Annotated in this window: 9 protein-coding genes and 1 pseudogene; 2 read left to right on the forward strand and 8 right to left on the reverse strand. The window is 56.3% G+C overall.

Features of this window, described 5'->3' with window-relative positions; translation table 11 throughout:
- Positions 1–309: 309 nt before the first annotated feature.
- The 3 genes from AC6I6L_RS18290 to AC6I6L_RS18300 all read right to left on the reverse strand — a co-directional run bounded on the left by AC6I6L_RS18290 (position 310) and on the right by AC6I6L_RS18300 (position 3,619).
- Positions 310–798 carry a DUF2299 family protein gene (locus tag AC6I6L_RS18290; protein ID WP_497919189.1) on the reverse strand — a complete coding sequence of 163 codons (489 nt, stop codon included), beginning with the start codon at positions 796–798 and terminating at the stop codon, positions 310–312.
- A gap of 157 nt (positions 799–955) precedes the next feature.
- Complete coding sequence (locus AC6I6L_RS18295) at positions 956–1,723, reverse strand: IclR family transcriptional regulator (protein ID WP_497919190.1); 768 nt, start codon at positions 1,721–1,723, stop codon at positions 956–958.
- Between the two features lie 1,116 nt (positions 1,724–2,839).
- Positions 2,840–3,619 (reverse strand): sulfite exporter TauE/SafE family protein, encoded by a 780-nt coding sequence (locus AC6I6L_RS18300; protein ID WP_497919191.1) that lies wholly within the window; start codon positions 3,617–3,619, stop codon positions 2,840–2,842.
- A 598-nt stretch (positions 3,620–4,217) separates the two neighbouring features.
- Between AC6I6L_RS18300 and AC6I6L_RS18305 the strand changes: the two genes are divergently transcribed.
- Both AC6I6L_RS18305 and AC6I6L_RS18310 read left to right on the forward strand, forming a co-directional pair.
- Positions 4,218–5,417 (forward strand): MFS transporter, encoded by a 1,200-nt coding sequence (locus tag AC6I6L_RS18305; protein WP_497919214.1) that lies wholly within the window; start codon positions 4,218–4,220, stop codon positions 5,415–5,417.
- Positions 5,418–5,610: 193 nt separating this feature from the next.
- A pseudogene (locus AC6I6L_RS18310) lies at positions 5,611–5,834 on the forward strand (IS1595 family transposase); the annotation flags it as partial.
- Between the two features lie 50 nt (positions 5,835–5,884).
- Here AC6I6L_RS18310 and AC6I6L_RS18315 read toward each other — a convergent pair.
- From AC6I6L_RS18315 to AC6I6L_RS18335, 5 genes are all read right to left on the reverse strand, one after another.
- The gene (locus AC6I6L_RS18315; protein WP_497919192.1) at positions 5,885–6,637 is read right to left on the reverse strand and encodes an ABC transporter ATP-binding protein; all 753 of its coding nucleotides are present in this window, start codon (positions 6,635–6,637) and stop codon (positions 5,885–5,887) included.
- Positions 6,630–7,451 carry an ABC transporter ATP-binding protein gene (locus tag AC6I6L_RS18320; RefSeq protein ID WP_497919193.1) on the reverse strand — a complete coding sequence of 274 codons (822 nt, stop codon included), beginning with the start codon at positions 7,449–7,451 and terminating at the stop codon, positions 6,630–6,632. The genes AC6I6L_RS18315 and AC6I6L_RS18320 overlap by 8 nt, the downstream gene beginning before the upstream one ends.
- Positions 7,451–9,442: an ABC transporter permease gene (locus AC6I6L_RS18325; protein WP_497919194.1), complete on the reverse strand. Its 1,992-nt coding sequence runs from the start codon at positions 9,440–9,442 to the stop codon at positions 7,451–7,453. Before AC6I6L_RS18325 ends, AC6I6L_RS18320 begins: the two co-directional genes overlap by 1 nt.
- Before the next feature lie 96 nt (positions 9,443–9,538).
- Entirely contained in the window at positions 9,539–10,780 is a 1,242-nt protein-coding gene (locus AC6I6L_RS18330) for an ABC transporter substrate-binding protein (protein ID WP_497919195.1), read from the reverse strand.
- Positions 10,781–11,640: 860 nt separating this feature from the next.
- Positions 11,641–12,774: a mandelate racemase/muconate lactonizing enzyme family protein gene (locus AC6I6L_RS18335; RefSeq protein ID WP_497919196.1), complete on the reverse strand. Its 1,134-nt coding sequence runs from the start codon at positions 12,772–12,774 to the stop codon at positions 11,641–11,643.
- Positions 12,775–13,113 lie beyond the last annotated feature (339 nt).

Genomic DNA, 13,113 nt, shown 5'->3' on the forward strand with positions numbered 1-13,113 from the left:
GAGAGAGGAGAGAAATCGTTCGATGTTGTCGAACGTATGGGGGCCGCGATCAACGCGAATTTGCTGGCGGGGAGGGTTACATTTGTACTATTGTAATTTACGAGCACACACTCGATAAATCGTCCCCTGTGCCGAAGTCCACAAGCACGTACAGTCACGGTATTAATTAAGACTCGAGCGGAAAGCCGGGTTAGTTACACAGTATTCGATAGTATCGAACAGAAGGACATCACAATCATTATAGTTCTATCACTAATTCGCGTGGGGGGTAGACTACGATGAGTACAGGCTAAACGCGTGCAGAATAGACTACGATGACTCGTCGCCAACGGTATCCACACTATCCAGTAATTGCCACATGTCGTTTAGATACCGCATGGATTTCCAGACATCTAACAGCGAATCCATCAGTTCCTGCTGTGTCGCCCCGTCGAAATAGATCCGACGCTCGACGAATATCTGGTGCACTTCTGCGAACGAGACGTTCTCATCACGGTGATTGCGGAAGCCATAGAGAACGTGTGATTGCATAAGTGCTCGTCGAATTTGAGAGAGCAACGTCGAACGCTCCTGATCGGACAGGTTTCGGATACGCTGACGTATCTCGTCGTCGAACTCGAGTTGTTGCCCGACGAGCAGTGGACCACCCGGAGACTGTTTTATCACGTGGATCATAATACCAGATAGTTGAATAACCAGATTAAATTCCGCTTGTTCGTCGGGAACGGATTCGACTGCGCCAACGAGATCAGTATCAATCCACGATCGGACCTGTTCTTCGGTGAATTCTTCGGACACGGACGCACAATCGTCCGTTCCTGTATTAAATATGTAGGTTCTCTGTGAGAGGCGGCGATGACATCGTCGCGAACGATGTGACGTTCTTTATGAGTTAGTGCCAACGATCACTCGATCGGAGCAGCGATCCACCGATAACGAATTACAGTAGGCCGAATCACTCGTACGTGATATTTATCTCTAACTCGTTTGCAACGCCGAGAAGTAAGGACGGAACGTCCTCTGCGAGTTTCGATCCTTTTAATCGGTTGGCAGGCCCGGAGATACTCAGTGCACCGACCAATTTTTTATTCGAATTTCGAACAGGAACGCCGACGGCGTGGAGTCCCTCCAACGATTCTTCCTTGTTGAACGCATATCCTCGCTCCCGAATTTCCGCAAGCTCGTCAAACAATTCCTCACGGTCGGTAATCGTGTTTTCCGTCTTGGCTTCAAGACCGTGGCGAGCAATGATCTCATCGATCTGTTCGTTGGACATATAGGCGAGCATCGCTTTTCCCCCGGCGATTTGGTGCATCGGAACGCTCCGACCAACGCGAACGGGTGGATGCACCGAGTGTTCCCCTTCTGCGCCACAAAGGTAATACGCCAGTCCGTTTTCTTCGACCTGACACCAGGATCGCTCATTCGTTTCGCGAGCGAGGAATTCGACGTTATCTACGACTTTTGGATAGAGTGGATTCAACGACTGTGCGGATTTCCCGTAGTTGAGATACTCGAGTCCAACTCGATATTCCCCATCGTTGTTGACGACGAATCCGTATCGCTCGAGGGTCGTCAAGTGTGCGTGAACGGTGCTCTTTGCAATATTCAGATGCGACGCGATCTCGGTCGTTCCCGCGGTTTCTGACTCCTCGAGATACGAAATTATCTTGAACATCGTCTCATCTGACTTAATTGTCTTCGTTGTGGAGTTCCGTTTCATGAGTGAGCAATACACACTATGACACATATATTGTTCGATATAGTCGAACAGCGTTCATACAGCATAAATAAAAAAAGTGATTGCGGAAAGCAACTCCGAACATCACTTTAGCACCGCCATAGAGCCATCCAGACCGAAATACACGCCGGCTATAACGTTAGCGGTAGCGCTCGTTTCGACCGCTCAAAAGTCGCATCCGTCATGCGATCGCGTGAACACCGACTGATAGGGAGAGAACGAGCGGAGGACACCGTCCTCCAGGCCGCTTGCTACCACACCTATGATATATCATATGTGATTTGTTCATGTGTGCTATTATATGAAACTACTATTTACTGATCAAGCAGTGAACGTCCTGATCGACCCGTCGATACCCACGGGGGTGTCGTTCTCGGCAACCCACCGAGGGGTACCGCACTTCGAGGTCATCGTCGCGAGTTGGTGTTAGCGAGTTCACTGCGTACTTTGATAGTGTATAGTATTGGAAGGATTCATAGAAATTTCCTGGAAAACCTGGTCTCGAAAATGTCTGGCTATATCGATTCGGAACTGCTCTCACGACTGGGTTCCCGTACTGTTTCAGAGCAAGACGATCTACCGGGCGCTACGTCTCTCCTTCACTGACCCAACTATCGGCCCGCAGTCGATCGAACAATCGGGCTTGTAAGCTAACTACACGGTGCAAACCCTCGCTGAAGGATAATTTCGTCCCCTAAATGTACGCCGATTGACTCGGAAATACGCGTCAGTCGCTTTGATGATTTCAGGAAATAGTCGAACGAATCTCGATATAGTATTGTATATTTTACACATAACTATAATGTTGGGACCGAATCGGTCGGAGAGAGACAACGGTTGGGGAGTGTGGAACTAAACAGTATCGATGCTATAGTAGCTCCCGAAAGTCAGTGTACACCCGATCACAGGACAGCGTTTCGATCGGTGTGCAAATCGTTTCAAAAGCTACTATAGTGAGATGCCAGTAGGGCGTAGTAAGGCTACTGGACTACAGTAGTGATCGACCGCCAGTACACATTCGATCGCGCGCTATCATGCGATCAGTGTGTGAAAAAATTAAGATAAGAAGGGGCGAGGTAGAGGTTGAGATATCATCGCCTATATTACAAGAGAGGGTCCGATGGCAACGAGAACAACTCCCAGGGCTGTTTTCAGCCTGGCAGGATTAACGACGTGAGCGATTTTCCATCCAACGATCGTTCCGACGAGTAACGGAATCCCGATTACCACTACTAGTGACGGCGACACGTGTCCCTGCAGGAGATAGCCCGCGGTTGCAAAGATCGCAATAAAAATCGACTGAACCTGTGCGACAGCAATAGCCAACAACATCGGAACACCGATGATGGTCAACACTGGAACTGCGAATACCGGGCCGCCGACACCCAATAAGCCGCTGATGGCTCCGAGGACGAACCCGATCACTCCGAGAGCGACGATTCCCTGTTTGTCCGTGACATTCAGCTGGTACAGCGGACGGAGTCCACGACGTTCTCGATAGACGATATTGAGACCAGTCGCTACGGCAGCAATGCTAAGTAAAATCCCGAACGTCGTCCGTGGAAGAACGGAATTTGCCGACGCACCGAGAGGGGCTCCGATGACACTCGAGAGGCTGAGAACGAGTGCCATTGTGCGACCGTGGCCCGTCCGTATTTCGCCAGAACGGACGTACGCAGCGCTTCCGACCAGCCCCGTTGCGATGAACGTCGCGTGCGCTGTTCCCGCAACCGTACTCGAGGGAAGGGATGTCAACGAGTACAATGCGATCGTTACAAAAATCCCACCCGGGCCCAGTGTCGTAATACCGATTCCTGAAACGAATGCGATCACCAGAAGTAATATCAGAAGTGGAAGCCCGATTGCAAGATCAATCATTCGGTTCAACTCGTTCAGGAGATGTATTATGAGTTTTGCAAAAACAGTACTACAGAAATTGAGGGTGTCGTCAACAACTCCGCCCTCAAGGGTCAGGACTTATTAGTGAACCCCCAGTCTAACTGCGAAGTACAGCAGGTCTGATACGGCCGTTTGCGTCTCCTGTGACGAACTCCACCCCGAAATCACGTGATTCGAGACTGAGTGATCCTCACGTCGGCGTCACCTTCGACACCAAAGCGGACCGGAACGAACATCTCGCACAGAATCCTTCCGACTAACCGATGCTAGCGGACCTAGCAGAAGATACAAGACTAACACGACGCGAGTTGTACTATGCCGCTACTGCAGTCGGTACGATGCTCTTATTTGTCGTCTACGGAGAAAATATTGTCCACAGAAACGGTCACGGAGTTGCATACGTTCGAGATGGGAATGACGGAGGGCCACGCCGCCGTGAGGATCCGTGGGCGTGAACATCGTATTCACCGAACACCGGGGAGAGGCGATGATGGGCATCGGTCGCATCGGCGGGGAGTGGAACAGCAACTGACCAGTTGTGGTCTCAAAAGCTATGGAATCCCATAGCTCGGAGTTGATAGACCGGTCGTACTGGCGGACAGTGTCGCTTATTACACTGTGGCAGGTGTCGGCCAGTATCTGTTATTACACGGTCTTCGCCGCGACGCCCTTCTTTCGAGACGTGTTCGGACTTAGCCGGTTCGAGGTTGGGCTTGTCGTCACAGGCCTTACGCTCGGCTACGCGGTTTTTCTCCTTCCGCTGGGTGCAGCAACTGACCGGTATGGCGAACACCGAACCCTCTTTTTGGGATTGCTCGGGCTCGCCACTGGCGTCTTGCTCGTTGCTGGAGCGACGTCGTACGCGCTTTTGCTTGGTGCCGTGTTCGTTCTCGGTTCCGCCTACGGCACTGCCATCCCAGGGACGAACAAGGCTGTGTTCGATAGCATAGCTCCCGGCCGGCAGAACACAGCGATCGGGATCAAGCAGGTCGGTGTCACTGCCGGGAGCGGCATCAGTGCGGTACTCATAACGGGACTCGCCGAGGCGGTCTCCTGGCGAGTGGGGTTTTTCCTTGCCAGCGTACTCGCCGTTCTGGTCGCGGTTGCGTTCTTCGTCCTCTACGACGGGGAGGGCGATGCTGAGACTGGCTCGTTTCCCGACTTCCGCCGGTTGGCGTCGAACACCCCCTACCGCGCGCTCACCGCGGCTGGATTCTTTCTCGGCGCTGCGCTGTTCACGACGACCGGATACACCATCCTCTATGTCGAGGAATCGATCGGTGCAAGCGTCGTCTTCGGCGGGTACGTCTTCGCGCTCGTCCAGCTGTTCGGCAGTGCTGGCCGTGTTCTCACTGGGTGGCTCGCTGATGTGCTTCCCGGCGATCCACAGGTCCGAATCACCGCGATACTTATCGGCCAGTCGCTAGCTAGCGCTGCTCTTTTCGTTGTGGTAGCCACAGTCACCACTCCCATTGCTAGCGCGGTCGCCTTCTCGGCCCTCGGGTTCTTTGTGCTGGGGTACACTGGCGTTTACTACTCCTGTATGGCGACGATCGTCCCGGCCGACGAGATGGGCGGTGCGACTGCGGGCGGTCAACTTGCGCTCATCACTGGGGCGCTGGTTGCACCGCCCGTGTTCGGCCGTCTAGCCGACGTATTCGGCTACCACGCGAGCTGGCTACTCCTCGCGGTTGGGTCCATTATCGCGGGGGTAATCTTGGTGGGTGTCATCCGCGCCGAGTCGTCCGTCGACCAGCCGGCAGCGGCGGTCGACTGAAGTACAAGCAGACCGATAGTAGCCACTGACCGTCACTGCACACCTGACCGGACGATAGCTGTGCGATCAGTGTGTAAGTCCTTTTAGAGTTCTGCACCTCCTCAACGGGAGTTCGACCGTTTAGCCCCTAATTCGGTCGATCGTGGTTATGGGGTGAACAGGCGCAAAACCTCGCGCTTTAGCGGGGGGATACGCGCCTCGGATCAATCTCGTTAGCCCGGTCGAGATTAATGAGTCTACGTCTCTGCTGGGAAGAAAGGCCGCGAGCGCGACCAAGAGTCGCACTCACGTGGCCTGTCGAAACGTGGACGAGGAAGCTACGACGAAGACAAGCTACCGGTGTTCACTCTCGTTGATCGCAGCAGCAATCAGCGATACGTCATTCCGTCGAAATCCGCGGGCGAACCAACGGTGCGGTCTATACGTAATGTCGCGTGAGTGATAAACGACGGGGGGCTGTGGCAGGCTTACGCGGTGACGCCGAGATATCGATCCAATATTTCGTCGTTCTCCGCCAGATCGTCGGAATCGCCCTCATAGACGATTTTTCCCTGGTTGAGGACGTAGTGGGTGTCCGCGACGTTCGTGGCCATCTGCACGTTCTGTTCAACGAGCAGAATAGTGATTCCGTCCCCGTTGAGTCGCTCGATCGTGTCCTCGACGGCGCGAACGATGAACGGCGCGAGTCCCTCCGTAGGTTCGTCAAGCATCAACAATTCGGCACCGCTGACGAGCGCCCGTGCGATCGAAAGCATTTGCTGTTCGCCGCCGCTCATCTCGCTGCCCAGGCTCGACTCGTTCTCCTTGAGGTTCTCGAACATGCCGATCACCTCGTCTACGTCCCGCACGGTTTCTTTGTTTGCACCGGCCTGCGCGACCTCCAGATTCTCTCGAACAGTGAGTCCAGGAAACACCCGCCGTTCCTCGGGAACGTATGCGATGCCCCTGCTCACGGTCTCGTTGTTAGAGAGGTCGGTCACGTTCGTCCCATCGAAGGTAATTTCGCCGCTGATCTCCGGAACGTTACCCAGAACGCTCTCGAGTGTCGTCGTTTTTCCGGCGCCATTGCGGCCGATAAGCGAGACGACCTCGCCGCGGTGGACATCGAAGTCGATCCCCCGTAACACGTCGCCAAGTCCGTACCCTGCGACGAGGTTCCTGACGGAGAGCAACGTCTCGCCGTGGGAACGGTCGGGGCTTTCGTGAGCGTTCTCATTCATTGGCGTACCCTCCAAGATAGGCGTCCTGAACTGCCTGGTCACCACTGATCGCTGCTGGCGATCCTTCGGCAAGAATCTTACCCTGGTGCAAGACCGTGATACGATCCGAGAGTTGCATCACGAGCTCGACGTCGTGTTCGACCAGAATAACGGTCGCATCGGCCAGTACGTCCTCGATGAGTTCGATCGTTTCGTTTTTTTTGTCGACGCTCATACCGGCAGTCGGCTCGTCGAGCAACACGAGTTCGGGATCGGTCGCGAGGACGATCCCGATCTCGAGCTTTCTACGATCGCCGTACGAAAGGTTCTGGGCCGGAAGATCCGCCTGTTCGGCAAGTCCAATCTGTTCGAGGACCGTGTGGGTCTGGTCGTCGACCGACTTGAGCGCTTTTGTCGATCGGACGAGAGTGTCAAGGTTCGAGAGACCATCGTACGTGGCCGCTTGCGTTGCAAGGCGGACGTTCTCGTAGACCGAGAGTCCGTCGAGGAGACTCGTAATCTGGAACGAACGCGCGATTCCCCGGTGGACGAGTTCGTTTGAGGACAAGTTGGTGATGTCCTCATCGCCGAAGTAAATCGCGCCAGAGGTGGGTTCGCGCCCGCCCGTGATCAGATCCAGGAGCGTCGTCTTCCCGGCTCCGTTCGGGCCGATGACGCTGTGGAAGTCGCCCTCGCGGACGGCGAAGTCGACGTGGTCGACGGCGGCGAGTTCGCCGTACAATTTTGTGAGCCCCTCCGTTCGGAGGATCGCCCGGTCGTCTGCCGGTTCGTCAGTAGTCGATCGGTCGTCCGATGTATCAGTTGCCGTTGCCATTAGTCTTCACCCTTTGTAGAGACGTCGGTTCGTGTCGGTTCACCGTCCTGTCCTTCGCTTCCGGTCCGGTATCGCTCCCGGTACGCCAGCAGGCTCGCCGGCAGGGAGACGATCCCGCGGGGGACGAAGATGACGAATAGGATGAACAGCGTGCCGAGGAGCATACGCCACGCGTTGAAGTACCCTGAGAGCCAGTCCGAGAAGCCGACGAAGACGCCCGCACCGATCATCGGTCCGTACAGAGTCCCGGTGCCGCCGAGTACGACCATGAGGATCAATTCTCCCGAAACCAGCCAGTGGAACAGCGCTGGCGCGGCGTACCCCTGTACGGTGGCGTAGAGGCCGCCGGCGAGCCCGGCGAGAGAACCGCTGATCGTGAACGCGCGTAGCTTGTAGCCGCGGACGTTGTACCCCATGAACTCGGTTCGCTTCTCGCTTTCCTTGACCGATCGAAGCACGCTTCCGAACGGGGCGTTCATCAACGTCCGTGCGACGAGGTACGAGGCGACGACCATCGTCAGCACGAAGTAGAAGTACAGCCCGGTGCCAGTTACAGCGAGCGGTTCGATACCGATTTGAATATCGTTGACGCCGAAGCCGACCCCGGCGATGCTGAACTCTCGCTGGGCGCCGAACAGGCCATTACTTCCGCCAGTGAAGTCGAATTTATACACCCCTTCGTAGAACAGTTCGGCGAACCCGAGTGTGATCAGGATGAAGTACGGACCTGTCACTCTAATCGAGAGGTGTCCCACGACGACGGCAACGAGGGTGCAAAGTGCAACCGCCGCGACAAGCGCGACGAGGATCGACGGTGAGAGGTGGATGAACACAAGCATGGCCGTGTACGCCCCGAGCCCGTAAAACAGCGCGTGGCCGAGCGAGATCAGCCCGGTGTACCCCATGACGAGGTCAAGGCTCAACGCGAGCAACGCCCAGATGAGTAGCTCCTGGGTAAGCGAGACGTAATACGAGGAGTAGAGCCACCCCGACCCGAGAGGAATCAGGGCGAGAATTGCGATCACGGCGATACCAAGTCGCATCCGCGTCCGACGGTCGAGAACACCGCCTCGAACGCCGGCAAGCAGATCGCCGTCGCCGCTCGGAACTTCCCAGTGGGGATTCCCGAACAATCCCTGCGGTTTGAGCAGGAGTACGACGATCATGACCAGAAAGATTTCGATGCCCGAGAGAAACGGCAAATACGTCGCCATGAAGCTCTGGAATACGCCGACGATCAGTGCCCCGATGACGGCTCCTTTGAAACTCCCCAGGCCGCCGATGACGACAATCACGAACGCGGGAATTAACACGGAATGTCCCATGTTGAGGTCCACGCTCTGGTATGCACCGAGGACGACGCCGCCGACGCCGGCCAATGCCATACCGAAGCCGAACAGAAGCGTGTAGTATCGGTTGATGTCGATTCCTAAATCGCCGACCATCTTACGATCCTGGGAACCCGCACGGATGATCAGCCCGAACTTCGTGTAGTTCAACAGCACCCAAGTCGCGGTGACGAGCGCCGCGCCAAACGCGATTACGAAGTAATTGAACAGCGAATAATTAAACCCGAAAATCTCGATGGCACCCGACAGCGACGGGGGTGCGGAGACGAACTTACTGTCAGTGCCCCAGATGAGTCGCCTCGCGTCGTAGGCGATGAGCAGAACGCCGAACGTCACCAGTGCCTGATCGAGGTGCCCGCGGCCGTACAGTGGCCGAAGTGTGAACCGTTCCATCGCCATGCCGAGTAAGCCGACGATCAGCGGGGCCGCGAGCAATGCGATCCAGAATCCGATCCCAGTTCCGAGCGCTAAGATTATCGAGAACGCGAGGTACGCCCCGATGGCGAACAGTTCCCCGTGGCTGATGTTCAGTACGTCCATCACGCCAAAAATGATCGAGAGGCCAGCCGCCGCCAGCACGTAGATCATTCCGATAACGATGCCGTTCAACAGCATCTCGAAGAGTAGTCCAGGTGATACCATTTTGTTACCTCCGTCGTGTCGTGGGTGTGTACTCGCGTTCAGGTAACCGCCGATTGACGGTTGCGGGTGACTTCGTGAAGCGTTCCATTCGGGCACCTACAGGTCACAGTTGCCGGAACAATCGGGCGTCGTCCGGTCCTGCGGAATTTCTTCGATGATTTCGAGTTCCGTCATCTCGGCGTCAGCGTCTGGTAAGACGAGTTCGGCCGGCCAGACCGGGTTAGCCGACTGGTGGTCGCACTCGCGGAATTGCGTCGTCCCGATCACCGTTTCCATCTCGACGCCTGGCAGTGCGTCTCTGACGGCATCCGGATCCGCCGAGCCAGCCTCTTGAATCCCACGAGCGGTCATTCGCACCGCTTCGTACCCCACCCGCGCGAATGAATCGGGGAGGTCGCCGTGCATCTCCTCGTACTGTTCGACGAACTGTTGATTGTCGCCGACCTCGAGTCCGGCGTCGTATAGCGCGGCGCTGTACGTTCCCTCGACTGCTGGACCGAGGGCGCCGCGAACGACGCGCGAGAAATTCGCCGTGCCAATGATGTCGACTTCGTCCTTGAGACCAGCGCTGTCGGCCTGGCCGAGGAAGTCGATCAGGTCGCTCCCGGTCAGCGGAATCGCCAGCACCTCGGCGTTGGAATCGGCTATCTGACTGATGTACGGGCCGAAATCGCTCGTTCCAATGGAGGGGGTCGTCTGGCCGACGACCTCCACTCCCTCTCCCTCGAGGCTACGTTCGATCTCTTCGATGGCCGAGTTGCCGTACGCGTAGTCGGCGGTGTGGATCCAGATTCGCTCGTATCCCTCGTTGATGATCCACCCCGAAACGCCGCTCGCCTGCTGGGCCGTGTTAGTCTCGTTCCGGAACGTATAGGCGTTACAGGAACCCTCGGTGAGGTCCATCGCCGCCCCACCCGAGGTGTAGACGACGCCTTGCTGGCCGACATACTCGGATATCGCCAGCGCGACGGAGCTATTGACGGCCCCGGCGATGAACTGGGCGCCCTCGTCCTCGACGACTCGCTGTGCGCGTCTTCGGCCGGTCGACGGTTCCGTCTCGGTGTCCTCGTAGGCTGCTTCGATCTCGAAATCGAAGTCGTCCGACTGGTTGACGTACTCCACGGCGGTCTCCGCGCCCTGTCGTTGCGTCGTCCCCATCGGACTGAAGGCGCCGCTGACTGGGGTGAGTACGCCGAACGTGACCGTTCCCAGATCGCTACCACCATTGCCGCCGTTACCGTTGCCGCCATTACCTCCATCGTTCGGATCCGTGACACAGCCTGCGAGTCCTACCGCACCTAATCCGCCCGCGGCGCGCAATAGGCGGCGTCGATTCACTGTTGAAGCACGGGATGCATTCTCCCCTCCCTGTGAGTCATTCGGACACATACCCGCTCCGATGATTTCCAACATAATAAATTTCAGGGATAGATTTTTACGCCGCATCCCCTCCCAACGCGCTGAAATTCCATGATTGAGTCGCGTTCAAGTTATGTCCGTTCATTGATATATAATAACAAACTCAGCATGTTATCCATTACTAAATCAGAATAGAATTAAAAACCATATTTTGTCTTACAGGTAAAAACCACCGCTAAGTTTGCCCCACAGGAGTCAACATTATACGCGACGTACCATCTGGTGCATATTCACGAGAACAACTGTTCATCGGATAACACAAATAAGAGTAATTGCCGAAGAGAAGAGGAGCTGCCGATGGCTGTAGACGCATGCTCAGAACTCCACTCGTTACAGTAGGCCCCGAACCAATAGTAACAACTGAAACGATTCGCACACTGATCGCACAGTTGTCGTGCGATCAGGTGTGCAGTGACGTTCAGTAGCTACGATGATTCACGACACTGTTAGTGAGGTGGTCTATGGTGAAGACAACCGAAGCAAAACAGGTCTGTCGTGCTGCATCAACCCTGCACTATCCCGAGTTCAACTTTGACATCAAAGAGCGTGTCAGAGAATACGTCTCATTCCCGCTATTCACCGATTATATCGTTTTCATTCCGCCAGTGAGGGCGTAATTTCACCGTTACCGGTTTTGTTCGTTGACGAATACGTGAACGATACCAGTTGCGAACTATTGTATAACACGCTCTCCACCATGTTGTAACGAGATATCATCTAACATACTACATACTTCTGTGCTCGCCGAACATGTCCAGCCTAATTCGGCCGAGCCGAGCTTACAGGTCCCGAATTGATACTCGGTACTCCTCGACGGTCGACTCGTCGAGTTCAATTCCTAGACCGGGTTTTTCCGGCGGTCGGATGGTCCCGTCATCGTCGACGCTCAGGTCCGACTGGTTCGCGGCATATGGACTCGCGATGAACGCGCCAGGATCGTCGACATCGTCGTCGAGGACGCAGAACTCGATCAACGAACAGGCGGGGCTCGCCGCGGCCAGGTGGAGACTCGCCGCGTAGTTGATCGCTGGGCCGAACGCGTGTGGAACGAGTCGTTTGTTGAAGGACTCGGCGAGAGCGGTGACTCGCTGACCGCCGGTCACTCCGCCACAGTGATCGAGCGAGGGCTGGTAGATATCGAGTGCGCCGGCCTCGAGATGGTCGACGGCTGGGTAGTGGGGGGTGTGGGTCTGGTAGCCGGCGATCGGGACGCCCGTTCGCGCCCGCAATTCGGCGTAGCCGTCGAGATCGGTATGAGCGATCGGCTCCTCGAACCATTCGAGGTCGTGCTCGGCCGCGGTTTCCGCGAGTGAGCGGGCCTCGGTGAACGCGTACGACGTGTTCGCATCGATTGCCAGCCCGAATCCGTCCGGCAGGGCCGGCGCGACCGTTTCGATCCGCGTCCGATCGCGATCGACGCCTAGACCGGCGGTGATCTTCATGGCGTCGAATCCGCGCTCTGCAAGCCACCGGCCATCCTCGACGAGGGCGTCCGCGCTCTTCTGAACTGGGAAGGTCGCGTACGCGTTCACTGTGCCCGCCTCACCGCCGAGAAGCTGGTAGAGGGGGAGACCGGCAGCCTTCCCTTTGATATCCCACAGCGCTTCGTCGATCGCACTCAACGCCTTGTACTGACCGGAGCGCTTGACGTGAACGTACAGCTCGGACCACAGCTGCGAGATCGCCATCGGATCCTCTCCGACGAGGTGGGGTGCGAGCGACTCGACGCTTCGTACGAGCGGGACATTGTCCTCGAGTCGTAGTCGGTGGAACGATTCTCCGTAACCGGTGATGCCCTCGTCGGTGTGGACGGTTACGATGACTGATCCAACTTCGACGGCGCCGATCGATGGGATCTTCGTCGAGTCGAGATCGCTGCGTACGATCGTTGCCTCTACGTCGGTAATTTCCATACGAAGGTCCTCTCAGAGGACCGTATTATAACTTAGCGATCGTCACAGTTGCTCGGAGTGGTCGGTGACCCCGCGGTCCTCGAGTCGGCTCTCGTGGGCGTCGAGTTCGTCGTCGGTCACCCAGAGCGCGAAGTGTTCGACGCCGGTCTTCCCCTCGACCAGTCCGAGGTCGTAGTTCTCGTCGAGTCCGCAGCCGAGGTACCGCGTGTTCTATCTTTTCAACTCCTGACATAGGTTTTGCTGTGACTGTGTCTCTGCATGTTCGGTTCACCGACCGGAATCGTTCCGAATCGGGCGCGGTGCGTGCTGGTCGTCGGCGCGTCGACGACGGACGCCGAC

The sequence above is a fragment of the Halosolutus sp. DAT137 genome (assembly GCF_059736405.1).

Bases quoted from the DNA above. Each gene is read 5' to 3' on its own strand.
- AC6I6L_RS18295 (WP_497919190.1), bottom strand. From the start codon at position 1,723: ATGAAACGGAACTCCACAACGAAGACAATTAAGTCAGATGAGACGATG.
- AC6I6L_RS18300 (WP_497919191.1), bottom strand. From the start codon at position 3,619: ATGATTGATCTTGCAATCGGGCTTCCACTTCTGATATTACTTCTGGTG.
- AC6I6L_RS18315 (WP_497919192.1), bottom strand. From the start codon at position 6,637: ATGAATGAGAACGCTCACGAAAGCCCCGACCGTTCCCACGGCGAGACG.
- AC6I6L_RS18320 (WP_497919193.1), bottom strand. From the start codon at position 7,451: ATGGCAACGGCAACTGATACATCGGACGACCGATCGACTACTGACGAA.
- AC6I6L_RS18325 (WP_497919194.1), bottom strand. From the start codon at position 9,442: ATGGTATCACCTGGACTACTCTTCGAGATGCTGTTGAACGGCATCGTT.
- AC6I6L_RS18335 (WP_497919196.1), bottom strand. From the start codon at position 12,774: ATGGAAATTACCGACGTAGAGGCAACGATCGTACGCAGCGATCTCGAC.